Source organism: Cohnella xylanilytica, assembly GCF_014212175.1.
Classification (GTDB): Bacteria; Bacillota; Bacilli; order Paenibacillales; family Paenibacillaceae; genus Cohnella; species Cohnella xylanilytica.
Map to the genome: position 1 here is coordinate 1 of NZ_JACJVR010000015.1, position 24,699 is coordinate 24,699.

At 62.6% G+C, this 24,699-nt stretch carries 21 protein-coding genes; 11 read left to right on the forward strand and 10 right to left on the reverse strand.

Annotated elements, in window-relative coordinates; genetic code table 11:
• Together H7B90_RS32495 and H7B90_RS04455 are read right to left on the reverse strand one after the other, a co-directional pair.
• On the reverse strand, positions 1–180 hold a 180-nt coding region (locus H7B90_RS32495), incomplete at its 3' end, for a hypothetical protein (RefSeq protein WP_221481910.1).
• A gap of 234 nt (positions 181–414) precedes the next feature.
• On the reverse strand, positions 415–2,586 hold the full coding sequence (locus H7B90_RS04455) for an alpha-amylase family glycosyl hydrolase (RefSeq protein ID WP_185134682.1): 2,172 nt from the start codon (positions 2,584–2,586) through the stop codon (positions 415–417).
• A gap of 473 nt (positions 2,587–3,059) precedes the next feature.
• Between H7B90_RS04455 and H7B90_RS04460 the strand changes: the two genes are divergently transcribed.
• Genes H7B90_RS04460 through H7B90_RS04475 form a run of 4 tightly spaced genes read left to right on the forward strand, consistent with a single transcriptional unit; the run spans position 3,060 to position 8,213 of the window.
• Entirely contained in the window at positions 3,060–4,454 is a 1,395-nt protein-coding gene (locus H7B90_RS04460; protein WP_185134683.1) for an alpha/beta hydrolase, read from the forward strand.
• Complete coding sequence (locus H7B90_RS04465; protein WP_185134684.1) at positions 4,435–5,850, forward strand: hypothetical protein; 1,416 nt, start codon at positions 4,435–4,437, stop codon at positions 5,848–5,850. Before H7B90_RS04460 ends, H7B90_RS04465 begins: the two co-directional genes overlap by 20 nt.
• Before the next feature lie 17 nt (positions 5,851–5,867).
• Positions 5,868–7,448, forward strand: coding sequence for a class I adenylate-forming enzyme family protein (locus H7B90_RS04470; RefSeq protein ID WP_260410747.1), 1,581 nt, complete (start codon positions 5,868–5,870; stop codon positions 7,446–7,448).
• Positions 7,449–7,454: 6 nt separating this feature from the next.
• Positions 7,455–8,213, forward strand: coding sequence for a phytanoyl-CoA dioxygenase family protein (locus H7B90_RS04475; RefSeq protein WP_185134685.1), 759 nt, complete (start codon positions 7,455–7,457; stop codon positions 8,211–8,213).
• A gap of 86 nt (positions 8,214–8,299) precedes the next feature.
• Here the strand turns inward: H7B90_RS04475 and H7B90_RS04480 are convergent, their stop codons facing one another.
• Positions 8,300–10,042 carry an alpha-glycosidase gene (locus tag H7B90_RS04480; RefSeq protein ID WP_185134686.1) on the reverse strand — a complete coding sequence of 581 codons (1,743 nt, stop codon included), beginning with the start codon at positions 10,040–10,042 and terminating at the stop codon, positions 8,300–8,302.
• A 289-nt stretch (positions 10,043–10,331) separates the two neighbouring features.
• On the opposite strand from H7B90_RS04480, the gene H7B90_RS04485 reads away from it, so the two are divergent.
• Positions 10,332–11,417 carry a DUF3048 domain-containing protein gene (locus tag H7B90_RS04485; protein WP_246578713.1) on the forward strand — a complete coding sequence of 362 codons (1,086 nt, stop codon included), beginning with the start codon at positions 10,332–10,334 and terminating at the stop codon, positions 11,415–11,417.
• 129 nt (positions 11,418–11,546) lie between these two features.
• On the opposite strand, the gene H7B90_RS04490 is transcribed toward H7B90_RS04485, so the two are convergent.
• Positions 11,547–11,750 carry a hypothetical protein gene (locus H7B90_RS04490; RefSeq protein WP_185134687.1) on the reverse strand — a complete coding sequence of 68 codons (204 nt, stop codon included), beginning with the start codon at positions 11,748–11,750 and terminating at the stop codon, positions 11,547–11,549.
• Positions 11,751–12,104: 354 nt separating this feature from the next.
• Between H7B90_RS04490 and H7B90_RS04495 the strand changes: the two genes are divergently transcribed.
• Complete coding sequence (locus H7B90_RS04495; protein ID WP_185134688.1) at positions 12,105–13,115, forward strand: LacI family DNA-binding transcriptional regulator; 1,011 nt, start codon at positions 12,105–12,107, stop codon at positions 13,113–13,115.
• Positions 13,116–13,184: 69 nt separating this feature from the next.
• A complete protein-coding gene (locus tag H7B90_RS04500; protein WP_185134689.1) occupies positions 13,185–14,855 on the forward strand; it encodes a ribulokinase in 1,671 nt (556 codons plus the stop codon).
• Between the two features lie 23 nt (positions 14,856–14,878).
• On the opposite strand, the gene H7B90_RS04505 is transcribed toward H7B90_RS04500, so the two are convergent.
• Entirely contained in the window at positions 14,879–15,487 is a 609-nt protein-coding gene (locus H7B90_RS04505) for a TetR/AcrR family transcriptional regulator (protein WP_185134690.1), read from the reverse strand.
• A 116-nt stretch (positions 15,488–15,603) separates the two neighbouring features.
• Between H7B90_RS04505 and H7B90_RS04510 the strand changes: the two genes are divergently transcribed.
• Positions 15,604–16,329, forward strand: a complete 726-nt coding sequence (locus H7B90_RS04510; protein WP_185134691.1) for an SDR family oxidoreductase — start codon at positions 15,604–15,606, stop codon at positions 16,327–16,329.
• Between the two features lie 31 nt (positions 16,330–16,360).
• Here H7B90_RS04510 and H7B90_RS04515 read toward each other — a convergent pair whose 3' ends face one another.
• Positions 16,361–17,206 carry an AraC family transcriptional regulator gene (locus H7B90_RS04515; protein WP_185134692.1) on the reverse strand — a complete coding sequence of 282 codons (846 nt, stop codon included), beginning with the start codon at positions 17,204–17,206 and terminating at the stop codon, positions 16,361–16,363.
• Between the two features lie 143 nt (positions 17,207–17,349).
• Between H7B90_RS04515 and H7B90_RS04520 the strand changes: the two genes are divergently transcribed.
• From H7B90_RS04520 to H7B90_RS04530, 3 genes are all read left to right on the forward strand, one after another.
• Positions 17,350–18,651 carry an alpha-glucosidase/alpha-galactosidase gene (locus H7B90_RS04520; protein WP_185134693.1) on the forward strand — a complete coding sequence of 434 codons (1,302 nt, stop codon included), beginning with the start codon at positions 17,350–17,352 and terminating at the stop codon, positions 18,649–18,651.
• 194 nt (positions 18,652–18,845) lie between these two features.
• The gene (locus tag H7B90_RS04525; protein WP_185134694.1) at positions 18,846–19,016 is read left to right on the forward strand and encodes a hypothetical protein; all 171 of its coding nucleotides are present in this window, start codon (positions 18,846–18,848) and stop codon (positions 19,014–19,016) included.
• Between the two features lie 26 nt (positions 19,017–19,042).
• Positions 19,043–19,576: a helix-turn-helix domain-containing protein gene (locus H7B90_RS04530; RefSeq protein ID WP_185134695.1), complete on the forward strand. Its 534-nt coding sequence runs from the start codon at positions 19,043–19,045 to the stop codon at positions 19,574–19,576.
• A 359-nt stretch (positions 19,577–19,935) separates the two neighbouring features.
• On the opposite strand, the gene H7B90_RS04535 is transcribed toward H7B90_RS04530, so the two are convergent.
• The 4 genes from H7B90_RS04535 to H7B90_RS04550 all read right to left on the reverse strand — a co-directional run bounded on the left by H7B90_RS04535 (position 19,936) and on the right by H7B90_RS04550 (position 24,628).
• Positions 19,936–20,970: a glycoside hydrolase family 88/105 protein gene (locus H7B90_RS04535; protein ID WP_185134743.1), complete on the reverse strand. Its 1,035-nt coding sequence runs from the start codon at positions 20,968–20,970 to the stop codon at positions 19,936–19,938.
• Between the two features lie 157 nt (positions 20,971–21,127).
• Positions 21,128–21,967: a carbohydrate ABC transporter permease gene (locus H7B90_RS04540; RefSeq protein WP_185134696.1), complete on the reverse strand. Its 840-nt coding sequence runs from the start codon at positions 21,965–21,967 to the stop codon at positions 21,128–21,130.
• Between the two features lies 1 nt (position 21,968).
• Positions 21,969–22,874: a carbohydrate ABC transporter permease gene (locus H7B90_RS04545; RefSeq protein ID WP_185134697.1), complete on the reverse strand. Its 906-nt coding sequence runs from the start codon at positions 22,872–22,874 to the stop codon at positions 21,969–21,971.
• Between the two features lie 401 nt (positions 22,875–23,275).
• The gene (locus tag H7B90_RS04550) at positions 23,276–24,628 is read right to left on the reverse strand and encodes an ABC transporter substrate-binding protein (protein WP_185134698.1); all 1,353 of its coding nucleotides are present in this window, start codon (positions 24,626–24,628) and stop codon (positions 23,276–23,278) included.
• Between the last annotated feature and the right edge of the window lie 71 nt (positions 24,629–24,699).

The following is a 24,699-nucleotide window of genomic DNA, read 5'->3' on the forward strand; positions in this document are numbered from 1 at the left end:
CCTAAGTAGTAACGAAAAATCGTACAAAATCTGCATCAGGAAGGCGCTTTGCTTGAATTTGTATGAAAAACCACACAAATTTCGCTTCACAAAGGCGCCTTGCTTAAATGGTGTACGAAAAATCATCCAACATTCATCTGCCTTGTTTTTTCCAACGATGCTATTCGCAAAATCACGCAAGTGAATCCGCCTGCCTGCGGCGAAGCCCCCATGTCGGCGAGTTTGGGCTCGCCGGCCCGGTCATGACGCACGTAGTTTCTTCGCGGTCAGGATCCACTCGAAGATTCGGACCCATCATGGATAACGGTGGATAACGGAGCTTGCATGTAAATAGGCTATCTGTAATAAAAAGGGGGCTGTCCCGAAAGGCCATGAGGCCTTTGCGGACAGCCCTCCATCTCTTCCCGGCCCATCCTATCTCCAATCGCACGTCACGGTAGCCGTTCCGGAGCGAGGCGTCCGGAAGCGGCGATCGGGGCCGCTCTCCCACCGGACGGACGAGCCGTTCCGCTTCAGGAACTTGAAGCGGATCTCCGCCCCGGCGGGCACGCTGACGTCGCAGTACCAGTCCGGATAAGCGAACAGCACCTGGTTGGCGAACGGGCCGATCGCCCGCTCCGGGTTCCAGCCGCCGAGCTCGGAGACGTCGCCGGCTACGAACACGTTCTCGCCCCATTCCGTCCACGCCCGCCGGACAACGAAGCGGACGGCCATCTGCTCCCCGCTCAGAACCTCGAAGAAGCCGCCTCCCGCCGGGGATCGGGATTCCCTCCCCGCCGCCGTCCGCACGCCTGCCTCGTAGCGGCCGCCCGGAACGCCGGGCACTCTCGCCCGTATGGCCGAGTCGCTCCAAGACAGCACATGATCGTCCGGCAGCTCCGCTCCGCCGAAGAGAACGGCGCCGGGCCGCGGGCCGAATCCGCTTCCGCCGATCGCCAGCTCCCCGCCGGCCCGGCCCATCGGGGGCCCGACATGACCGACGAGAGGCTCGGCTTCTTCCGGGGGCGCGACGCGCGCGTCATGCCAGACCGCCGCTGCCCCGGGCCCCAGCTCGAAGTCCGGGAGGCGGCCGTCGGCCGACATCGTCGGCCGGCCTCCGAGCAGCCCTTCGAGCGCGTCCGGGTAGAGGCCGGTCGGCAGCGAGGAGACGATGCCTCGGACGGGGAAGGAGCGCTCCAGGTCGCGGTTGATGGCGACGACGGCGACGCTGCTGCCGAACCGCCTCTCGAAGACGTACGCGTCGCGGCCGATCGAGAGCCGGCTGGTCGTGCCGTACGCGAGGGCCGGGTTGCGCCGACGAAGGGCGGCCAGCGTCCGGATCGCCCGGAAGGCAACCGTCGTCTCCGAGAACGAGCGCATCGTCTCCCGGTTGTGCGGGTCCTTCTCGCCGCTCATGTACTGCTCGGTGCCGTAATAGACGGCCGGCACGCCTCTGGAGGTAAGCAAGAAGACGAGCGCCAGCTCGACGGAGCGGTCGGGGACATGGTCGGCCTTGAACCGGGCCATGTCGTGGCTGTCGAGGAACGTCACCAGGCTGTTCGCGCGCTCGTAGTCGGACACGGTCGCGAGAATCGTCTCGTCGAGGTCGTACATCGTAGCGGTGCGGTCGCGGAAAACGCGGCGAACCTGCTGGCTAAGCCGGAAGTCCAGCAGGCTCATGCCGGATTTGTTCGCAAACTTCGCATGCTCCGGATCGGCATCGGGGGAGCCGAGGAACCATTCGCCGAAGACGAAGACGGGGCGGCAGCCGTAGATGGAGGCGAGCCAGTTTTTCTGCCAGCCGGCCGGCATATGCTTGACGGCGTCGACGCGAATGCCGTCGATGCCCAGGTCGAGCCAGAGCCGGATCGCTTCCTTGAAGTAGCGGTCGATTACGGGGTGAAGGTGGTTGAGGTCGGCCATGTCGTACAGATTCCGGTAAATGTCGTTCTCCGTCGTCAGGAAGTCCGTTCCCCCGTTATGGTGGAACAGGCCTTCCGCGTCACCGGTGTAGCCCCCGAGCAGACGGCCGTCGTCGTAGAGCCTGCCGTTCTCGGCGAAGCTTGGGTCGGTCTCCATGGCGGGCGAAGTGTGGTTCGGGGCGAAGTCGATGACGATCTTAATGCCGCGATCATGAGCGGCGGCGACGAGGCGGCGGAAATCGTCGAAGCTGCCGAACCGGGCGTTGGTCCTTTTGAAATCCCGGGCCCAATAGCCGTGGTAGGACGTATGCTTCACTCCCTCGTAGTCGACGACGGCGTCGATGTTGTCGACGGGCTGGGAGATCCAGAGGGCCGTGACGCCCAGCCTCGAGAAGTAGCCGTCTTCGAGCTTGCCGACGAGGCCCGGCCAGTCTCCCCCGCAATAGAGCTTCGTGCCGGCGGGCGAGGCGCCGAGCGGGAAGCGGCCGCCGGCGAACCGGTCCGTGCAGATCTGGTAGATGACGTCGGAGCAGTAGTTCAACGGGTCGGGGATAGCGGGATCCGAGCCCTTCGACCCGGGGGAATTCGGCAGGCCATTTGGCGCAGGGCGCGGGAGCCGGGCGGGCAGGGCCGCCGTCCCGGGTTGACGGGATACAGCAGATGAGGTAAGGTTCCTGTCCGACATAAATCTCCACCTTTCACGAATGATTTTACGACGGCGACGATGGCGCGCGATTCGACACGATCCTCCCTCCTTCCAAAAAAGCAAAACCCCGGTTTCTCCGACAAGGGAGCGACCGGGGTTGTTTTCGAACGTCGGCTCGCGGCGTTCAAAAAAGCATTGCCCTTAAATTCAACTTCGGCAACATGGTAATCAAATCGGGCGAAGGGTGTCAATCCATTTTCTGCAAATTTTCCGGTTTACAGGGGAACCGGTTTCGTTGTATGATAGGCCTGCAATCGGGACACCCGGACAATTAGAGGGCCATGCTTCTCGGGAACAGACGAATGTTCCCCGGAACAACCCCGTACTCTCGCCGCAAGACGGGAATACGGGGTTGTTCGCGTCCGACGGTCCGAGTCCCGTGCGCGTCCGCCGAAGGAGGTGATGGTAAGCAACCGCTGTCGCTCGCATCCCGCAGGCAAGGAGGAGATTCGTTGGCGTCTTCTTCCGCAATCCGGACCGTTGAATGCTTCAAGTCGGCATCGCTGAACAACGAGAGAAGGTTGTTCGTCTACTTGCCGCCCGGCTACGACCGGGAAGCCGGCCGTCGTTATCCCGTCCTCTACATGCATGCCGGCCAGCGGGCGTTCGCCCCGCAAGCGCCCGGCGCCGAATCGTGGAACGTCCATCTGGCCGCCGATCGCTTGATCGAAGCCGGCGCGATGGAGCCTATCCTCATCGTCGCGATCGCACACGTACGCCCCGTCGTCTCCAACGAGTATTACCACTTCATCGTCCCTGCCGAAGAGGCTCCGGGCATCTCCTGCGCGGGCCTCGCCTACGAAGATTTTCTGCTGAACGAAGTCAAGCCCTACATCGACGCGCGGTTCCGCACGTTGCCGGGGCCCGGCCATACCGGACTGATGGGCTCCTCCGCGGGCGCCTTGTCCACGTATCATATCGGCCTGCGGAATCCGGACGTATTCGGGAAGCTGGCCATGCTGTCCCCGTACTTCGTCAAGGCGCGATTGGACGAACGATCTCCGTCGGGCCTTCAAGAAGAAGTTCTATACCGGCGCCACCGGGCCGGGCCCGATCAGAAGGTCTGGCTGGATATCGGCGACGCGGAAGGCTTGTTCCTGCCGCGGCACGTTCTCGGCGTCGTCCGCGAGCTTCAAGAGGACGGCCTCCGCCGCGGCGAAAATATCGCTTTCCTGGAGCAGCCGGAAGCCGCGCACCAGGAAGCCGACTGGGGCGAACGCGTCCATCTGCCGTTGCTATTCCTGTTCGGCCGAATCGGGCGTCTCGTCTCGCTGGAGCTGGTCGGCCGTACGCGGATCGGCCTCGAGGGCGGCCATCGGGTCCGCGTCAACGCCCTTCTTCGCTACGACAGCGGGTTCGCCCGCACCGTCCTCGACGGAGAGTATGCAGTCGAGAATCCCGACGTGCTCGAAGTGCTTCCGGACGGGACGGTCGTCCCGAAGAAGCCGGGGACGACGGCCGTCACTCTCGCGGCTTGCGGATTAACGGCGACCGCCGTCTTCGAGGTCGTGCCGGAGCTGTCGACCACGGTCCGGGTGGAGATGACGGCGGACGTTCCGCCGGAGGAAGAACCGGCGGACGCCATATACGGCGGCATGGGCATGAGGCTGGTCCGCGCGGACGACGGCCGCTATGCCGGCCGCTTCGCCGTTCCCCGGGACAGCGGCTACCGGTTCCGGTTCACGCGGGGCTTCCGCAGGTTCGAGACCCGAGCCGACGGCGGCGCGCTGCCCAACCGGGCGTTCCGCGCCTCGGACGATACCGTTCTTCACTACAAGGTCGACCGGTGGGAAGACGCCTCTTCCCGCACGGCGGAAAGGAGGAGCCTTGCAGGTCCCGCTTTTTGACCCTCTGTTGGAGATCCCGTATTACTACCCGTGCAACTTCCCCCTCATCCACGAAGTGCTGAAGCGCCAGGGCTCGACGAGCAGCCTGGCCCTGCTGGCCAACGCCAGACTGTACGGCTTGCCGGCTTGTTCGGACACCGGACTGGTCAAAACCTACTTCAACAAGCTCGATTACGAGGAAGCCGTCTGGCTCCAGAAGGGCAAGGAGGAAGCGCCCTCGTTCGAGGAAGGCTTGAACCGGCTGCGCGAGCGGCTCCGGGAAGGCCGGCTGTTCCTGGCGACGGGAAGCAGCTACCGCCTCCCCTACTGCGAAGATTACTTAAACCCCAAGTACATCGAGAAGCTCGTCGAGCCCGGCTCGCGGCTGTACCTCGTCGACCACTGGCTCGCAGTGTACGGAATCGAGAACGGCCGCGCGCTCGTCTACGATCCCGTGCCGTCCCGCTACGTTGGCCCGATCTCCCTGGAGGCGTTCGAGAGCTTCTGGAGGGGGAACAAGAGCATTCCGGAGCTCGCGGCCGCGAAGCGCAAGGAGGAGCTTCATTCGTTCGGCTCCGTCGTTATCGAGGCCGAGCGGAGGCTTGGCGACGCGGAGTACGGCGAGGCGCTTCGCTCGACGCTCGCGACGGAGGCGCACGAATTCCTGTCCGGGCGGGAGATCCGGGACGGGGAGCGCACGTACTTTTTCGGGCACGCCGTCTCCCTCCAGTTGACGAAGAAGCTGCATCTGGGCATGGAAGGCGAGGATTCGTCCCTGGCCGCACTGTCTGCCTTCGCCTTCGACATGCGGTGGAGCCGTTACTTCTTCCGCGATCTGTTGCGGGAGGCGGCCGACCGGCTCGGTTCGCCCTACGGGGAGCTCGAAGCCGAGTTCGCCGGGATCGTCTCCGAGTGGGAGGGGCTTCACCGGCTGCTTCAGGGCCAAGCGGCGAACGATCGCGCGCGGGAGAGGCTGCTTCGGTTCGGGGCGAAGCTCGAGGCGCTCGTTCTTCGCGAGCACAAGCTGTACGAGAAGCTCGCCGCCGAGACGAGAACGGCGGGCCTGTTCCGCAAGCGGGCGGAGAAGCGGAGCGATCTCGCGGCGGCCGGCCCCCGCGAAGCCGTCGCGCGCATCGTGCTCGACAGCTGCCGGGAGATCAACGCCTATCGCGGCGCCCGCATCCCGGTCGAGCTCGGAGAGCGGGCTCCGCTGTACGGCCGCGACGGCTCGCTCGACTCGCTCGGGCTGGTCTCCCTGCTCGCTTCCGTCGAGCAGGGAATCGAAGACGAGCTCGGCGTCGGCATCTCCCTGTCCGACTCGCCGCCGGTCTCGTCGCCGGAGAGTCCGTACCGGACGGTCGATTCGCTCATCGGCTATCTCCTGTCGCGATGGCCGAAATCCGCCAGCGTATCGTGAAGGAGGCCGCGAACGGTATGGAAGTCAACCATATGAACGTCAACCATATGAACGTCAACCATATGGACGTCAACCGAATGGAAGTCAATCGTATGGACGTCAGGGCGTTCATCGACCGCTTCGAGCGTTACGGCGACCGGACCGCGTTCCTCTGGCGGGAAGAGTCCTATTCGTACCGCTGGCTGGCGAGGGAGATCCGGTCGGCTTCGAACCAATTGGAGAGGCTCGGCATTCGCCGCGGCGTCGTCTCGCTGGAGGAGGAGGATTCCCCCTACGCGGCGGCCGCGCTGTTCGCTCTGCTGCGGCTAGGCTGCATCGTCCTCCCGATCGATCGCCGTCTCCCGAACGAGAAGGTGCGGGAATACTTGGCCGTCGGGGAGGCGCAGGCGAGAGTCCGGGCGGAGGAGCGCGGCGTCTCGGCGACGCCGTGCGGCGAAGGAACCGTCCGGCACGAGCTGCTCGTCTCCCTGTTGACGGAGGAGGCTCCGGGGCTCGTCGTGTTCTCCTCCGGATCGACGGGCCGGAGCAAGGCGGCCGTCCACCGGGCCGACCGTCTGCTGAAGAAGTTCGAGCGGGCGGGCCGAGCGAATGTCACGATCGCGTTCATGAAGTTCGGCCACATCGGAGGGCTGAACACGCTGCTTCAGACGCTGGCGAACGGAGGGACGCTCTGCTTCTTGAACGACCGATCTCCGGAAGAGGTGTGCCGGACGATCGAGAGGCACCGCGCGGAGGCGCTCCCGGCGTCGCCGACGTTCCTCAACCTGCTGCTGCTCAGCGAAGCTTGGCGGCGCTTCGAGCTGTCGAGCCTGAAGGTCGTCTCCTACGGCTCCGAGCCGATGCCGCCCGCCACGCTCGCGGCGTGGAACGCGCGGTTCCCCTGGGTGAGGACCGTGCAGGCGTACGGAATGTCGGAGCTGGGGGTTCTGCCGACGAAGTCCAGGGGCTCGGATTCGCTGCACTTCTCGCTTCGCGGCGGGGAGGGGGCTTACCGTCTCGTCGACGGCATGCTCGAGATCAAGAGCGAGTCGGCGATGGTCGGCTACTTGAACGCTCCGAGCCCGTTCACGGAAGACGGCTGGCTGCGCACGGGAGACGAAGCGGTCGTCGAAGACGGGTACTTGCGCATTCTCGGGCGGCGCTCGGAGATGATCAACGTCGGGGGCGAGAAGGTGTATCCGGCGGAAGTGGAAGGCGTGCTGGAGCGGATCGAAGGCGTCGAGGCGGTCGTCGTCGAGGGGGAGCCGAGCGGGATTACCGGGCAGCTGGTGAAGGCGACCGTGAAGCTGCGTCCCGGCGCGGAGATGAGCCTCGGCGAGCTTCGCCGCGCGATCCGGGAGTTCTGCGCCGATAAGCTGCCGCCCTACAAAATTCCGCAGAAAATCGCGCTGACGACCGAATCGCTGACGGGCGATCGGCTCAAGAAGGTGCGGCACGCGGCCGGGGCCGCGAGCGTCGGTGCCGGAATAGAGGATGGCTCTCCGCTCTCGGCCGGAACGCGGGCATGTCTTGGGGGCTGCGGCGGGACGCGCTCCGGCGAGGTTACGTGCTGCGGCCCGCAACCGATAACCCAATCCCAATCTAACGATACGAGGTGAATGATGATGCCAACGGCAACGGAGAAGTATGCGCAAGAGCTGGAACAGCTTCATCGCGACGGGTATGTGCTTTTCAAAAAAGTGCTGTCTCCCGGGGAAGTGGCGGCCGTCAAGGAAGGCATCCGCCAGGCGTTCGAGGGCAAGGACGACGGCGTCATGCTGCAAGGCCCGATGTTCGAGAGAGGAGAGATCTTCGAATCTCTCGTGGATCATCCCGTCATCAGCGAGTTCATCGAAGAGGTGCTGGGGCCGGACTGCCAGCTTAGCAGCATGAACGGCATGCGGACGACGAAGAACAACGGGGTCAGCAAATGGCACGTCGACGAAGCGCTGTTCTTCCCGCTGCCGGACGGAGTGGAGCTCGATCCTCGTATCCGGATGCCGGTCTACCTGGTGAACGGCCTCTACTACCTGGACGATATCACCGAGGATCTCGGCCCGACGCAAGTCGTTCCGGGTTCCCATCGCGCCGGGAAGCTGCTGGAGTTCTCCGAGGAGATCGGCACGTACAAGGGACGCGAAGCGGTGTCCGTGCTGGCGGAAGCGGGCGACTGCCTCGTGTTCAACAGCCAGGTATGGCACCGGGGAGCCCGGAACCGGAGCGACGTTCCCCGCTACGTGCAGCAGATCATCTATCGCAAAAAATTCATCGTGCCGCACATGACCCACGACATCAACGCCGCCTACCGTCTCCCGGACGAGATCGTTCAGCGGGCGAACCCTCGCCGCAAGCGGCTGCTGGGCTACAACGAGCGGGTGTTCTGAGCGCGCTTGCCGGATCCGTTCGGATATTCGACGCCGCGAACGAAAAAGCCTGCGCCGCACCGGCGCAGGCTTTTGGCCCTATAAGATCAGGCTTGCTTCCAGACGACGAAGCCGTAGGGCGGAAGCGAGGCTTCGAGGCGCCCGCGGGAGACCGCGGCGGCTTCGCCCGAATAGGCGTCGACCCAGGCGCCCGCCGCTTCGACCGACACTTTCGCCGGGCGTTCGCCTGCGTTCAGCGCGATGAGGAAGCTCGGGCCCTGCTCGGAGCGGCGTTCGTAGACGAGAACGCGGCTGCCTTCCTCCGCCTGAAGGAACCGGATGTCGATGTCCCGCAGGGCGGAGAATTCCTTGCGAAGAGAGATCGTCCGCCGGTAGAACTCGAGCATCTCCCGGTTCTGCTTGTCCTCCTCCCACACCATGCACTTGCGGCAGTCGGGATCGCCTGCGCCGTTCATGCCGACCTCGTCCCCGTAATAGATGCAGGGCGTTCCCGGGTACGTGAGCTGGAACAGCGCCGCCAGCCGCATCCGCCGCTCGTCGTCGCCGCAGAGCGTCAGCAGGCGCGGGGTGTCGTGGCTGTCGAGCAGGTTGAACGCCGTCTCGTTCACCTGCTGCGGATAAGCGGCGAGCTGCTTGCCGATGGCGCGGGAGAACCCGGCGGCGTCGAGAGTCCCCTTCGCGAAGAAGTCGAGCACCGCGTTCGTGAACGGATAGTTCATGACGGCGTCGAACTGGTCGCCCTGCAGCCAGGCGATCGAATCGTGCCAGATCTCGCCGAGGATGTAGGCGTCCGGGTTGACCTTCTTCACCGTCTGCCGGAACTCCCGCCAGAAGGCATGGTCGACTTCGTTGGCCACGTCCAGCCGCCAGCCGTCGATGCCGACCTCCTCGATCCAGTAGCGCGCTACTTCGAGCAGATACTTTTTGACCTCGGGATTCTCGGTGTTCAGCTTGGGCATGATCGGCTCGAAGGCGAACGTCTCGTACGTCGGAATGCCGTCCTCGACCCGGAGCGGGAATTCGCGCACGTGGAACCAGTCGGCGTACGGCGAAGCCGCGCCCTTCTCGAGCACGTCCACGAACGGCGCGAACGTGCGTCCCGCATGGTTGAACACCGCGTCCAGCAGCACCCGGATGCCGCGCTTATGGCAGGCGTCGACGAGCTCCTTCAGCTTCTCGTTCGTGCCGAAGTGAGGGTCGACCTTCAAGTAGTCGCGGGTGTCGTACTTGTGATTGGTCGTCGCTTCGAACAGCGGCGTGAAGTAGATGGCGTTCACCCCGAGCCGTTCGATGTGGTCGAGATGGTCGATTACCCCTTGCAGATCGCCGCCGAAGAAGTTCGTCGGAGTCGGCTTGCCGCCCCACGGCTCCACGTTCTCCGGGTCGAGCGAAGGATCGCCGTTCGCGAACCGCTCCGGGAAGATCTGATAGAACACGGCGTCCTTCACCCAAGCCGGAGGCTGGAAGACGTCGACGGGGTTGATGTACGGGAAGTCGAACATCTCCAGGCTGTCCGCCGGCGGCTCCGCGCGGAATTCCTTCTCCGTCAGGTACAGCTCCTCGTTCCCTTTGCTAAAAAGAAAGGCATAGCGAAGGCGGCGGTACGGAGGCTGAACGGCTACTTCCCAGTAGTCGAACAGATCGTCGGAGGCGAACTTGCGCATCTCCACGGTGTTCACGGTCTTCTCCCAAGCGTACTTGTCGCCGACGATCGCCCGGACCCGCTCGGCGTCGTCGCGCTTCGTGCGAACCCGCAGGTGCACCGTGCTCCTGTCGTACGAATAGGCCCAATTCTGCTTCGGACGGTGGAAGATCGCTTCTCTCAGCATGAACAACAACTCCTTATGAGTAGGATGGCGGATAACCGGCGGCGCAAAATAAAAAGGCACAACCTCTGCCATCTTGCCCGCCGAGGTTGTACCTGATTCGGTAACATTGCCTTTAAATTATCGCTGCTTCCATTATATCCGATCGGGGGCGGGTTGACTACAACGTTTTCACCCGGGCGGCGGGCGCGGTTCATGGAACCGAGACAAGAGCCGGGAAGATATGGTTTAATAAGGGGAGAGTTTAACGCCATGAACGACATGAACGATCCCAGGCGACGGAGGCTACGAGATGAAGGGCACTATCCCGTTGAAAATGAAGCGAGGCGCGATCGTTCTCGCGATCGTCGCAAGCGCTGCGGCGCTCTCCGCCTGCGGCGGACAGGACAAGCCGGCTTCCGTCGATCCCGCGGAGACCCCGCCCGGCGCCGCCGCTTCGGCGTCGGCTTCGGCCAGCGCGTCCGCGTCGCCTACCGCCGACTTCCTCGCCCCGCTGACCGGACTGCCGGTCCAGCAGGCCGTAAGCAAGCGTCCGCTCGCGGTCATGATCAACAACCTGGCGCCGGCGCGCCCGCAGTCCGGGCTCACGAACGCCGACACGGTATGGGAGATTCTCGCGGAAGGCGGGATTACCCGTCTGGTGGGGATATTCCAGAGCAGCGACTTCAGCGACCCGATCGGCCCGATCCGCAGCATCCGTCCTTACCTGATCGACGTCGGCGAATCGTACGGCGGCGTGCTCGTCCACGCGGGCGCCAGCAACGACGCCCTCGCCATCCTGCAGCATTCCGGGAAGGCGGACCTGGACGAGATCAACAACGCGGGCGCTTACTTCTATCGGGACAAATCGAGGAAGGCGCCGCATAACCTCTATTCGACGGTCGAGAAGCTGCGCGAAGGCGCGGCCAAGCTGAAGTACGACGAGACGGCCCCGGTGCCGCAGCTATCGTTCAGCGCCGCCCCGAACGTGGCGGCCGAGCCGGCGGCGACCTCGGTGGACGTGAAGTTCCAGCTGTCCAGCTACAAGGTGTCGTACGCCTACGACCCGGCTACCGGCCTGTACGCCCGGTCGATCAACGGCGAGCCGCACGTCGACAAGAACAACGACAAGCAGCTGACGGCGGCCAACCTCGTGTTCCTGTCCGCGAAGCACAAGACGTACGACGACTACGGCCGCCTGGAGATCGACCTGTATAGCGGCGGGGACGCCTTGCTGTTCCAGCAGGGGCACGTCATCGAGTGTCAATGGCAGCGGACCAAGGGCGACATCGTCCGGCTGTTGAAGGACGGAGTCGAGCTGCCGTTCGTGCCGGGCGTGACGTATTATCACGTCGTGCCGAAGGACGGTCCGCTCTCCTCGCACGTGACGTATCAATAACCGGGAAGGAGCCGTTCGGCGCCGTTGGCGGCCGGACCGGCTCCTTTTTTTTGGCTTTTCCGCAGCTTATATCCGCGCCCGCAACGGCGTATTTCAGCCGATATAGCGTACCCGCTGCTGATCTTCCGTTCACCGCGACGGAACCCCGCAATAGCGACGCACTTGCTGCTTGCCGAGCTGCGAGCTGCGAACCCCTCTCGCCTGGAACTCGCCGAATAGAATGCCAGCAAGAAGCTCAGTGGGCAGGGACCGGGCCGACGAGCCCAATCTCGCCGACATGGCGGGCTTCACCGCAGGCAAGCGGATAAACTTGTGCGATATTTCGAATAGCATCGTTGGCGCCTTCTTGGAGCAGGGTTAGTATGGTTTTTCATACAAAATTCAAGCAGGCGCCTTCTTGGAGCCGAATTTGTATGGTTTTTCGTACAAAATTCAAGCAAGGCGCTTCCTTGAAGCAGGATTTGTATGGTTTTTCATACCAAATTCAAGTAGGCGCCTATTCGAGACAGAATCGAGTCCAAATCAAATATTCTAGGACAAGCTCCGTTAGTGAATTGACCGTCCGTAGAAAAAAACGCAGAAAAATAAGCGGTTGACGAACGGGAGGCTCATCCGCTATTCTCAATGTGTAATCGTTTACGTAATCGATTACACACAAGCAAGCTCAGTGTTAGAGGTGACCGGCAAGTGGCGAAAGCGACGATCAAGGAAGTGGCGGCGGAGGCGGAAGTCTCGACGGCGACCGTATCCCGGGTGTTGAACGACAGCGGCTACGTAAGCGACGAGATCAGGGAGCGGGTGCTGGAGGCGGTGGCGAAGCTGAACTATCAGCCGAGCGCGATCGCCCGAAGCCTGAAGCAGGATAAGACGTACATGATCGGGGTTATCGTCCCGGATATCTCCAACCCCTACTTCATGGGTATTTCCCGGGGCATTGAAGACGCGGTGGGCGCGGAAGGCTTCCAGCTAATGTTCTGCAGCTCCGACGAGAATCCGGAGAAGGAAGGCCGTCTGCTCCAGCTTCTTCGAGAAAAGCGGGTGGACGCCGTCGTGCTGGCGACGGCGGGCGGCAACGACGAGACGGTGAAGGCTCTCTCGGAATCCGGATTGCCGATCGTTCTCGTGGACCGGAAGCTCGGAACGGAGACGGGAGGAGCAGGGGTGCTCGACCTCGTCGCGGAGGACAACGAAGAAGGGGCGTACCGCCTGACCGGCCGGCTGCTCGAAGAGGGGCACGTCCGGATCGGCGTCGTGAACGGGCCGGCGAGGGTCAGCACGGGGCGCGAACGGTTCGAGGGCGTGCTCCGGGCGATGAGGGAGCGCGGTCTCCGAGAGCAGCCGCTCGTATATAACGGGGCTTTCTCGACGGAGGACGGCGTCCGGGCGGTGCGCAAGTTCCTGCAAGCCGACCCGAAGCCGACGGCGATCGTGTCGCTCAACAACCGGATGAGCCTCGGCGTCCTGCTGGAGATCGTCCGGAGCGGGCTGCGCATTCCGGAGGATATGGCCGTCGCGTCGTTCGGCGAGGTGGAGGCGATCTCGCTGCTACGGCAGCCGGGTTTTTATTATATCGACCAGCATCCTTACGACATGGGGACCCGAGCGGGGGAGATTCTTCTGAGGCGGATTCGCAAGGAACGGGCGGAAGAGGGGCCCGCGATCGAGATTTTCCGCAATGAAGTGAACCGGATCGGCTGACCGGCCGATTCCGGCTCGAGCTCGGCCCGGTCACATAGGACAAAGAGGAACGGAAGGCGGACGATACGGATGAAGCGACGCTATGCGATCGGAGTGGATTACGGAACGGAGTCGGGCAGGGCGCTGCTCGTCGATATCTCTACCGGCGAAGAAGTGGCTACGCATGTGACGCGCTATCCTCACGGCGTCATCGACGAGAAGCTTCCGGGCACGGGAGCGAAGCTCGGGCACGATTGGGCCTTGCAGCACCCGGACGACTATCTGGAGGTGCTGCGGCGCTCGGTGCCGGCCGTGGTGAAGGAAGCCGGCATCGATCCGGAGCAGGTCGTCGGCGTCGGGATCGACTTCACGGCCTGCACGATGATGCCTCTGGACGAGGCAGGGACCCCCTTGTGCATGCGGGAGGAGTGGCGCGATAACCCGCATTCTTGGGTGAAGCTGTGGAAGCACCACGCCGCGCAGGACGAGGCGACCCGGATCAACGAGCTCGCGCTGGAGCGGGGCGAAGCGTTCCTGCCGCGGTACGGCGGCAAGCTGTCCTCGGAATGGATGCTGGCCAAGGCGTGGCAAATTCTGAACGAAGCCCCCGAGGTGTACGAGCGGGCGGATACGTTCATGGAAGCGGCGGATTGGGTCGTTATGCAGATGACCGGCCGGCTCGTCCGGAACAGCTGCACGGCGGGATACAAGGCCGTCTGGCACAAGCGCGACGGCTTCCCGTCCGCGGACTTCCTCGGGGCGCTCGATCCTAAGCTCGCTTCTCTGGCCGAGACGAAGCTGCGCGGACCGATCGAAGCGCTCGGCTCGAAGGCCGGCGAGCTCTCGGAGAGCATGGCGCGCCTGATGGGATTGCGCGCCGGAACGGCGGTGGCGGTCGGCAACATCGACGCCCATGCCATGGTGCCGGCCGTCGGCGTCGTGACGCCCGGCAAGCTGGTCATGGCAATGGGAACGTCGACCTGCCACCTGCTGCTGAGCGACCGCGAAGTGCACGCCGAAGGCATCTGCGGCGTCGTCGAGGACGGCATCGTCCCCGGCTATTACGGGTACGAGGCCGGGCAGTCCGCGGTCGGCGACATCTTCGCCTGGTACGTGGAGGAAGCGGCGCCGGCCTACGTGAAGGAGCTCGCGGCCGAGGAGGGAGTCTCCGTCCACGAATGGCTGGAACGGAGAGCCGCCGCGGCCAAGCCGGGGGAGAGCGGGCTGCTCGCGCTCGACTGGTGGAACGGCAACCGGTCCGTGCTGATGGACGCGGACCTCTCCGGCGTCGTCGTCGGGATGACGCTCCAGACGAAGCCGGAGGAGATCTATCGGGCGCTGCTCGAGGCGACCGCGTTCGGAACGCGGGCGATCATCGAGGCGTTCGAGCGGGGCGGAGTCGCCGTCGACGAGCTCTACGCTTGCGGCGGGCTGCCGCAGAGGAACCGGCTGCTCATGCAGATCTACGCGGACGCGACCGGGCGCGAGATCCGCATCGCCGATTCGACGCAGACGGCGGCGCTCGGCGCGGCGATGTTCGGCGCGGTGGCGGCGGGAGCGGAAGCCGGCGGCTTCGATTCCGTCGTCGAAGCGGCGGAGCGGATGGCCCGGGTGCGGGAGGAGACGTTCAAGCCGATTCCCGAGAACTCCGCCGTTTACGACCGGTTGTACAAGGAATACCGGGAGCTGCACGACTATTTCGGCCGCGGCGGCAACGATGTCATGAAGCGGCTGAAGGCGATCAAGCGCGGTCAGTCGTGAAAAAAAAGAAGAAGTCCGCCGGATTACCCGGCGGACTTGTTCGCGTTCAGGAGGACCGCTTCCGCCAGAGAGCTCGCGAACCGTTCGTCCAGCGCGGCGTGGCCGTTCAGCAGGCGGTACCAGATCGGCCCGTAGACGAGGTCCGCCAGCCACTCCATATCGGCGTCTTCCGATAGCTCCCCCCGCGCGGCTCCCCGCCGAAGGATCGCGATCAGCCGTTCGCGGCGCGCGGAGATGAACTCCTCCCGGAACGCGGCCGCGAACTCCGGGTTCAATTGGGCTTCCGCCATGAGACTGGACATGATCTCGCCCGACGGCCCGGACAGCTTCTCGCAAGTCCCGCCGATGAAGCGGATCAGATCGGAGCGAACCGATCCGGAGTCGGAATCGGCGATCTCTTCCTCCGCTTGCCTCTTCATGACCTCCATGACGATGGAGGGAACGTTCGGCCACCAGCGGTACAGCGTCGGCTTCCCGACTCCCGCGGCCTTCGCGATTCCTTCCATCGTTAAGCCGCGATAGCCTTCGGCGCGAAGAAGCGTCTCGGTCGCGCTCATGACGGCCTCGAACGCCTGCCGGCTTCGGGGCCGGCCGGGCGCCGCTCTGGCGGCCGGGTCCGATGAAGCATTCATTTTCCGAACAACCTCCCGATAAATTTTACCATTCCCTTATTTACATTACGTTACGTAACGTATTATAATCTAGCCAGCAGTTCAAATCAACCGAAACGACAGGGAGGCACCAACCTATGAGAAGCTCGCTCGAAGGACAACGGGTCATCATCCTCGGAGGAACGTCCGGCATCGGACTCGCGGCGGCGCGAATGCTGGCCGAAGGCGGCGCGGAGGTCGTCGTGACCGGCCGCGACCCCGTCAAGCTGGAGGCCGCGCTCCGGGAGCTCGGGCCGAACGCCCGCGGGGAAGCGGTCGACTCCGGTTCCCTGGAAGCGCTGCGGGCGTTCTATGAGCGTCAAGGCCGCTTCGATCATCTCGTCATCTCCGTGTCCGGAGCCAAGGGAGCGGGCGCCTTCCGAGAGCTGTCCCTGGAAGAACTGCGCGCCGGGTTCGAGGCGAAGTTCTGGCCGCAGCTCGCGTCCGCGCAGCTCGCTCTCCCGACGCTGAACCCAAGCGGTTCCATCACCTTCGTCTCGGCCATCTCCGCGCGCAGGGTCGCCGTCGGGATCTCCGGCTTGGCCGCGATCAACGGCGCCTTGGAAGCGATGGTGCCCAGCCTGGCCCTCGAGCTCGCTCCGCTTCGCGTCAATGCCGTCTCTCCGGGAGTCGTCAACACTTCCTGGTGGAATTGGCTGCCGGAAGAGCAGAGGTCCGCTGCCTTCAAACAGTACGCCGAGGAGACGACCGTCGGACGGATCGGAGAGCCGGAGGATCTCGCCAAGGCGATCGCTTATCTCGTCGACAACACGTTCGTGACGGGCACGGTGCTCGAGGTGGACGGCGGCTTGCGTCTGAAATGATCGGCCGACCGGACCCGCCGCGGTTCCGCGTTCAGCCCCCTTGCGAGCGTCTGAACTCCGTGGGCGTCATCCCCGTCAGCTTCTTGAACGACTTGCTGAAGTACAGCGGGTCGGAGTAGCCGACGGACAAGGCGACCTCCTCCACCGACAGCGGCTCCAGCAGCAGCGTCTTGGCGCGCTCCATCCGAAGCCGCTGGAGGTATTGGATCGGGGACATGCCGAGCTCCCGCGTGAACAGCTTCGTCAAGTGCGTCCGGTGGTACCCGAGCTCCTTCGCCATCCGCGCGATCGAGACGGAATGGGCCGACTGCGCCTCGAGCCACCGGGCGGCGCGGTCGGCTTCCATCGCCGCGACCCCCGGCTTGCCCTGGCCGGAGGGCGGGCCGCCCGGCCGGTTCGCCTTCGCCCAGGCGGAGAAGGCGAGCCGCAGCCAGCCTTCGGCCTCCCATTCGCTCGTCCACTCCTTCCGGCGGAACGCCTTCTCGACCGCCGCCATCGCCTTCAGCGCCGTCCCGTCTCCTCCGCGGACGATCGGCCGGTCGGCGTCGATGCCCGCCGCGGCCAGCCAGCGGTCCGCCTCCGTCCCTCGGAAGGCGATCCAGCGGTAGCGCCAAGGACGGCTCTCGTCCGACTGGTACGTATGCAGCTCCCCCGGCAGGATAACGAAGCTGTCGCCGGGACCGAGCGCGTAATGCTTGTCCCGGCAGCGGAACCAGCCTTCCCCGTCGATGACGGTATGAATGAGAACGTAATCGAGCTTCTGCGGCCCCATCCGGTGGCCCGGCTCGGTCTGCGATTGGCCGGAGAACAGGACGGTTAACGCGCCCCCGGCTCTCGGGTTCGGATGGACGGCCGTTTGGGAGAACGTTCTAAGCATGGGGCGACACCTCTCCTTGGTCACTACAGACTACAAAATTCCATATAACGAATAAAAACCTCCATATGTCGGTAAGCGCTTTTTCTATATTATAAGACGCATAAAGCCTTAACACCACCGCATATTAGGAGGTCTGGTCCGTCATGTCCAAGATTACGTTCCTCGGAGCGGGAAGCACGGTCTTCGCCAAAAATGTACTGGGAGACAGCATGCTGACCCCATCCCTGCAAGGCTTCGAGCTGGCTCTGTACGACATCAATCCGGAGCGGCTGAAGGATTCGGAGAACATGCTGAACAACCTGAAGGCGTCCACGGGAAGCACGTGCAAGGTCGTTGCCTACTCCGATCGCAAGGAGGCGCTGCGCGGCGCCAAATACGTCGTCAACGCGATCCAGGTCGGCGGCTACGAGCCGTGCACGGTGACCGACTTCGAAGTGCCGAAGAAGTACGGCCTTCGCCAGACGATCGCGGATACGCTCGGGATCGGCGGGATTTTCCGCAATTTGCGCACGATTCCGGTTATGCTCGACTTCGCCCGCGACATCCAGGAGGTATGTCCGGACGCCTGGTTCCTTAACTACACGAACCCGATGGCCGTGCTGACGAACGTCATGAACACGTACGGCGGCGTGAAGACGGTCGGCCTCTGCCACAGCGTACAGGTGTGCGTGCACGATCTGTTCAAGGCGATCGGGATGGACGAGACGGGCGTGCAGTCCAAAATCGCGGGTATCAACCACATGGCGTGGCTGCTCGAGGTGACGAAGGACGGCGTCGACCTGTATCCGGAGATCAAGCGGCTCGCGGCCGAGAAGCAGAAGGAGAAGCACCCGGACATGGTCCGCTTCGAGCTGATGCTGCGCTTCGGCTACTACGTGACCGAGTCGTCGGAGCACAACGCGGAGTACCATCCTTACTTCATCAAGCGCAACTATCCGGAGCTGATCGAGCGCTTCAACATTCCGTTGGACGAATATCCGCGGCGCTGCGTCAACCAGATCGAGAATTGGGCGAAAATGCGCGACAGCATCGTGAACAACAGCCAGCTCACCCACGAGCGTTCGCACGAGTATGCTTCGTATATTTTCGAGGCGATGGAGACGAACAAGCCGTTCAAGATCGGCGGCAACGTGATGAACGCGGGCGGGCTGATCGCGAACCTGCCTCGCGAAGCTTGCGTCGAGGTGCCGTGTCTCGTCGATGCGTCCGGCGTGACGCCGACGTACGTCGGCAACCTGCCGCCGCAGCTGGCCGCGCTGAACCGCACGAACATCAACACGCAGCTGCTGACGATCGAGGCGGCGATGACGGGCAAGAAGGAGCACATCTACCACGCGGCTCTGCTGGATCCGCACACGGCGGCCGAGCTGTCGATCGACGACATCGTCTCGCTGTGCGACGACCTGATCGAAGCGCACGGGGACTGGCTTCCGAAGTTCGTGTAAGCTTGTAACCTGTAGTTTGTAGTTGTGCGGAATTCGCGCTTGCATTCGCGCCGGATTTCTATTACTTTATAAGGTAACAGGACCTGAAGCACAGGCCGCTCGTTCCGGATCGAATCCGGGCGGGCGGCCTTGTTTATTTTTGCCGGGAGAGGGCGGGTAGCGTGGATACGAGGAAGCAATATGGAAGGGCGAAGATGAGGCTTCATAGAGATCCGTGGGCCGAGTCGGAGGCGGCAGAGAAGGTCGATCCTCCATTCCGGCTGGCTTACGAGCGGATGATGGAGAAGGCGATCGGCGAGAGCCGGGGCGAACGGAAGCGAAGGCTGCTAGAGGAGCATGGCTATTTGGAGAAAATGTTCGTCTGAAAGTGTGGTGGCTGGCGGTCGGTCATTTGGATGATTTGCATCCCGAATGGGAGGTCCGGGACTTGCGGGGAGGGGTTAACTTTGTCGACTACGCTAACATACCGAACCGCTTCTTCGAGATGATGATCGAATGCGACGGCTTCGGCCCGCATTGGAGAGACATCAGCCGCCGGGACTTCGACCGCAACAGCGAGCGGCAGAATCTTCTGCTGCTGGACGATAAGAAGCTGCTGCGCTTCACCTACGACGGCATAAGGGAACAGCCGTCGCGCTGCCAACAGACGGTGCTCTATGCTCTGGCGAAGTGGGGGCAGACGGCACCTGGCAAGGGAGTAAAGCTTGGCGTTTATGAGCGAGCGATCTTGCATTATAGTCTTACCTTTAAAGGGGAGCGGATGACCCCGGCCATGGTAGCCAAGGAATTGGATATCTCGAGTAAGACTGCTACTTCGTATATGCAATCCTTGGCTGACAAGGGGTATATGGTTGCGGAAACTTCCCCGACCGGCCGGAGAATGGGATTTATAGCGACGAGACCGAAACTTACTCAAAAAAGGTAATTGGCGATGAGTTGCCGGTAAGAGCGAACAAAAGAGAGTAACCGGATTACTCACATGGACGAGAAAGCGGCGATGTGGGTGAAAGAGAGTAACTGGATTACTCACATGATCGGGAAAGTGGAGGTGGGGACGAAAGAGAGTAACCGGATTACTCACATGGACGGGAAAGCGGCGATGTGGGTGAAAGAGAGTAACTGGATTACTCACATGGGCGGGGGAGCGGCGATGTGGACGAAAGAGAGTAACTGGATTACTCACAGGGGCGGAGAAGCGGCGATGTGGTCAAAAGAGAGTAACTGGATTACTCACATACGCAGCCCCAAAAGCAAAAGGCCGCCCCGGAAGGGACGGCCTCGCTATCAATACGGATTCTGCTTCACGCGCAGCAGCTCCGCGAGGAACGCCAGGGTGAGGCCTTGGCCCCAGCCCTGGATGCGCTTGTCCGGCACGCCGCGGTAGCCGGCGGCGTCCTTCATGACGGCCGTGCCGGCGGAGACGCCGGTGACGGTGCCGTCTTCGGCGATGCGCGCCAGGATGCCGTCGATCGCCTTCTGCGTGTACTTGTTGTACAGGCGCCCCTTCGTCAGCAGGGCGCAGGCGATGCCGGCGGAGCCGGACGTCTCGAGCGGCGACGACGGATCGTCGACGATCGTATGCCACAGGCCGGACGCCGGGTCCTGCAGGCGAACGAGCGCGCTGAGCTGGTCGCGGAGCGAGCCTTCGATAACCATGAAGTTCGGCAGGTCGACCGGCACGAGCTCGAGCGCGCGAGCCATCGTCAGCGCCGCCCAGGAGTTGCCCCGCGCCCAGTGAATGCCGCTCATATGGTTGCCGGCGATGTTGTCCCAGCCGTGGTAGTACAAATTCGTCACCGGGTCCTGCAGCACGTTCTCATGACCGTGGTACTGCCGCAGCCCGTCCTGGAAGTAATCGTCCCGACCGAGCAGCGCTCCCACCCGAAGAAGGAAGAAGCCGGCCATGAACATCGTGTCGACCCACGCCTGCTCGGGGAAGTTGTACGTCTCCGAGTTGACCGTGTGCTGGAAGATGCCGTCCCCGAAGCGCACCGCATCGTTCTTCAGGTACTCGGCCATCTCCTTGATCGTATCGAGATACTTCTCTTCCTTCGTGGCCGAATACAAGGTCAGAAGCGAATGCCCGATCGACACTCCGTTCACCGTCAGCTTGGGCAAGCCGTCCGCGATATTCTCGTCGACCCACTCCTTCACCTTTTGAAGATACTCCTCTTTCCCCGTCGCCTCATAAGCTTCGCATACTCCGTAGAACGCGACCCCGCCCGGCCAGTCCCAGCTGAAGTCCATCCGGAACGTGCGGTCCACGACTCTATCGATGACCCTCTTAATCTCGTTCTCGTCGAATACCAATGCCGGCATATCGTCCGCTCCTTCCATCCAATCGAGATTGTCCATATCGTTCCTGTCACTCGTATCTTCCGCGTATCTGGTGTCTTCCGCATCCTCCGTCTCGATCACGTCATCCATCTCATACCTGTTGTCCTTGCCATCCCTAACGTCCCTATCGCCCATATCGTCACTTCAGACCGCTGGTCGCGATGCCTTCCACGATGTAGCGCTGGAACAGGAAGAAGATCACGAACACAGGCAGCAAGCTCAGAATCGACATCGCGAACATGCCGCCCCAGTTGTTCAGGGACTCGCCGTCCAGGAACAGCTTCAGCGCCAGCGACACCGGGTACAGGTCCGGCTTGTTCAAGTACAGCAGCGGGTGGTAGAAGTCTTCCCACGTCCAGTAGAAGGAGAAGATCGCCGCGGTCACGAGAGCCGGCACGCACAGAGGCAGGATGACCCGGAAGAAAATGCCGTACTTGGAGCAGCCGTCGATCTTCGCCGCCTCGTCCAGGTCGAGCGGAACGGTGCGGATGAACTGCATGATCAGGAAGATGAAGAACGGGATGCCGAAAAACTGCGGGACGATGATCGGCTTGAAGGAAGACAGCCAGCCGAAGTCCGTGAACATGATGTATTGCGGGATGATCGTCACGTCGCGGGGCAGCATCATCGTCATCATCATCGCGCCGAACCAGAACCCCCGGCCGAAGAAGCGGATCCGGGTGAAGGCATAGGCGACGAGCGTCGAGCTCGCGACCGCCCCGATCGTGGAGAAGATCGCGATGATGAACGAGTTTTTGAAGAAGTTGGCGAACGTATTGCCGGAGAAGCCCGCCCAGCCGGTCCTGTAGTTCTCCCAGGCGATGCGGCTCGGGATGAGGCTGTTCGCGGTCGTGAACACTTCCTGGCTCGGCTTGAAGGAGCTGACGAAGAGCCAGATAAGCGGATACAGCATGACGAGGGCGATCCCGCCGATCAGGATATGGTAGAATGCGTTGCTCCAGCGTCGAGACAGCGCCATATCAGTGGCCTCCTTTGTTCTCGTAATGCACCCAGTACTTCGAGGTCTGGAACAGCACCAGGGTGAGAATGCCGATCACGAGCAGCATGACCCAAGCCATGGCGGACGCGTAGCCCATCTCGTAAAATTCGAAAGCGCGCTTGTACAGGTTCAGCGAGTAGAGCAGCGTCGAGTCCAGCGGACCGCCCTCGCCGCGGGAGATGATGTAGGCCGGCGTGAACGTCATGAAGGAGGAGATCGTCTGGTTGATCAGATTGAACAGGATGATCGGGCTGAGCATCGGGAGCGTGATTCGGCAGAACTGGCGGAAGCGGCCCGCGCCGTCGACTCCGGAGGCTTCGTAGAGCTCCTTCGGGATGTTCTTGAGACCCGCCAGGAAGATGAGCATCGAGGAGCCGAACTGCCACACCGCCAACGCGATTAACGTCCAGATGGCCGTCTCGGGAGTGCCGATCCACGACTTCGTGGACTCGATGCCGATCAAGCCGAGCGCCGAATTGATGATGCCTTGGTCGCCGAACACTTGGGTCCAGAGGATCGAGACCGCCACGCTGCCGCCGATGAGCGAAGGCAGGTAGTAGGCGGAACGGTAGAAGCCGACGCCCCGGATCGACCGGTTCAGCAGCATGGCGACCAGCAGGGCGAACGCGAGCCGCAGCGGCACGCTGGCGAAGACGTACGTGAAGGTGACCCGAACGGACTTCCAGAACTTCTCGTCGTCCGTGAACATTCGCGTATAGTTGTCGAACCCGATGAAGGTCGGCTTGGTCAGCATGTTGTAATCCGTGAACGAATAGTACAGGGAGGAAGCCATCGGGAACAGGATAAAAACAAGGAAGCCCAGGATGAACGGGGCCGAGAAAATGTAGCCGACGATATGTTCGTTGTGGCGCAGCTTCAGCTTCATGACTTCCACTCCCTTGAATGTACGCGTTTTCTTCTTAGTCTCATTATGCGATCTCGGCCGAACCTTCTGAAGGCAAAAAACCGTGGTTTTTGTTCAAATAGCCGACTTGAGAGAAGGGGCGGGGTAGCGGATTCGCGAGGGGAGGAGCGGCGCCGTCGGGGGCAACGGGTCATTGGAGCGGTGGACGGTTCCAATCAGGCGGGGGGAAAAGGGGACGAAACGCAAAAGAGGCCGTCCGGCCGGCAGCTCTCTGCCGTTCGGACAGCCTCTCGTTTTGACGCCTATCGTTCATGCACCTATCGTTCATGCGCCCATCGTTTTGGCGCCTCACGTTTTGGGCTACCGTTCAGGCGCCGTACGTTCGGGCAGCCTTGTTGTTTAGGCGGCTCTAACCCTCTTGCTTATTTGCCGAGAATCTTGTTCGCCTGCTCGCGGAACTTCTTCGCCGCTTCTTCGACGGTGAGCTTCTTGTACATGATCTGTTCGGCGGTCTCCTTGAGCAGCTTGTCGACTTCCGTGGCGCCGGCCGGGTTCGGAGGATCCATCGGGGTCGCGTTCTGCTCGGCCCATGCGACGTACTCGAACACTTTGGTCTGTTCCGGAGTCAGGGAGTCCTTCAGAGCGTCCTTGACGGCGGACGATACCGGCACGCCGCGTTCGCCCAGGATGATCTTGTTGGCGTCGACGTTGTTCACCCAGAAGTCGATGAACTTGGCCGCTTCTTCCTTGACCTTGGAGTTCTCCGCGATCGAGAAGAACATGGACGGCTTGAGGAACAGCGCGCCGTTCTGGTTCCAGCCCGGCACCGGCAGAATCTCGAGCGGGCGCTTGGCGACGGCGGCCGACAGAATGTACTGGTTCGACCAGCCCCACGTGCTGACCGCATTGCCGAGCTCGAGCTCGCCGTCCTCCGGCGTGCCCTTCTTCTGCGCCAGCTTGTCGAGGGAGAGCAGGTAGCCGCTCTGGTACCAATTGTTATACATGTTGTAGAAGTCGATGAAGAACTTGTCGTCCGCGTAGCCGAGGCTCTTGCCGTCGGCCGCGTACATGTGCTGGCCTTGGCTTCGCAGGTAGAACGGGAAGAAGACGTCGTGGCGGAGGTCCTGCGTGAGGATCTTGCCTTGGGCCTTCAGCTTGTCCCCGAGAGCGGTGAAGTCGTCCCAGGTCCATTCTTGGGCCGGCATCGTCGCGCCGGCCTTCTCCAGCATCGCCTTATCGATGACGCTGAGCAGGGCGTTGTTGCCGAGGTTGAACGCGTACAGCTTGTCGTTCACCTTGCCGCCGGCGATGGCCGCGTCGCTGATGTTCGTCGTGTCGATCAGCTTGTTGTCGATGTACGGCTGCAATTCGGAGATTTGGCCTTGGGTCGCGTACTGCGTCAGGTAAGAGATATCCATCTGGATGACGTCCGGAAGGTTCTTCGCCGCCGCCTGCGGAGCGAGCTTCTTCCAGTAGTCGTCGAAGCTGGCGTATTCCGGCTCGATCGTGACGTTCGGATGGAGCTTCTCGTACATGTCGATGACTTTGAGGGTGTAGTCGTGCCGGGATTGGCCGCCCCACCAAGCCACGCGAAGAGTGACCGGATCGCCGCTGCCCGAAGACGCGGACGCCCCCGCCGAGCTGGAGGCCGCAGACGACGGGCTGGAGCCCGCATCCGAGCCGCCGTTGCCGTTCCCGCCGTTATTGCCGCCGCCGCACGCGGCCAATCCGAGAACCAGGGAACTCGTCAACAGCATCGTTAACGCTTTTTTCATGTCTTTATCCTCCCCGTTATGCATCTGCTTCCCATGTTTGTAACTGCTTACATTGTTTATTATCCGGATTT

Coding starts and splice junctions, on each gene's coding strand:
- H7B90_RS04455 (WP_185134682.1), bottom strand. CDS start 2,586: ATGTCGGACAGGAACCTTACCTCATCTGCTGTATCCCGTCAACCCGGG.
- H7B90_RS04470 (WP_260410747.1), top strand. CDS start 5,868: ATGGAAGTCAACCATATGAACGTCAACCATATGAACGTCAACCATATG.
- H7B90_RS04475 (WP_185134685.1), top strand. CDS start 7,455: ATGCCAACGGCAACGGAGAAGTATGCGCAAGAGCTGGAACAGCTTCAT.
- H7B90_RS04480 (WP_185134686.1), bottom strand. CDS start 10,042: ATGCTGAGAGAAGCGATCTTCCACCGTCCGAAGCAGAATTGGGCCTAT.
- H7B90_RS04485 (WP_246578713.1), top strand. CDS start 10,332: ATGAAGGGCACTATCCCGTTGAAAATGAAGCGAGGCGCGATCGTTCTC.
- H7B90_RS04490 (WP_185134687.1), bottom strand. CDS start 11,750: ATGCTATTCGAAATATCGCACAAGTTTATCCGCTTGCCTGCGGTGAAG.
- H7B90_RS04500 (WP_185134689.1), top strand. CDS start 13,185: ATGAAGCGACGCTATGCGATCGGAGTGGATTACGGAACGGAGTCGGGC.
- H7B90_RS04505 (WP_185134690.1), bottom strand. CDS start 15,487: ATGAATGCTTCATCGGACCCGGCCGCCAGAGCGGCGCCCGGCCGGCCC.
- H7B90_RS04510 (WP_185134691.1), top strand. CDS start 15,604: ATGAGAAGCTCGCTCGAAGGACAACGGGTCATCATCCTCGGAGGAACG.
- H7B90_RS04515 (WP_185134692.1), bottom strand. CDS start 17,206: ATGCTTAGAACGTTCTCCCAAACGGCCGTCCATCCGAACCCGAGAGCC.
- H7B90_RS04520 (WP_185134693.1), top strand. CDS start 17,350: ATGTCCAAGATTACGTTCCTCGGAGCGGGAAGCACGGTCTTCGCCAAA.
- H7B90_RS04525 (WP_185134694.1), top strand. CDS start 18,846: ATGAGGCTTCATAGAGATCCGTGGGCCGAGTCGGAGGCGGCAGAGAAG.
- H7B90_RS04535 (WP_185134743.1), bottom strand. CDS start 20,970: ATGCCGGCATTGGTATTCGACGAGAACGAGATTAAGAGGGTCATCGAT.
- H7B90_RS04540 (WP_185134696.1), bottom strand. CDS start 21,967: ATGGCGCTGTCTCGACGCTGGAGCAACGCATTCTACCATATCCTGATC.
- H7B90_RS04545 (WP_185134697.1), bottom strand. CDS start 22,874: ATGAAGCTGAAGCTGCGCCACAACGAACATATCGTCGGCTACATTTTC.
- H7B90_RS04550 (WP_185134698.1), bottom strand. CDS start 24,628: ATGAAAAAAGCGTTAACGATGCTGTTGACGAGTTCCCTGGTTCTCGGA.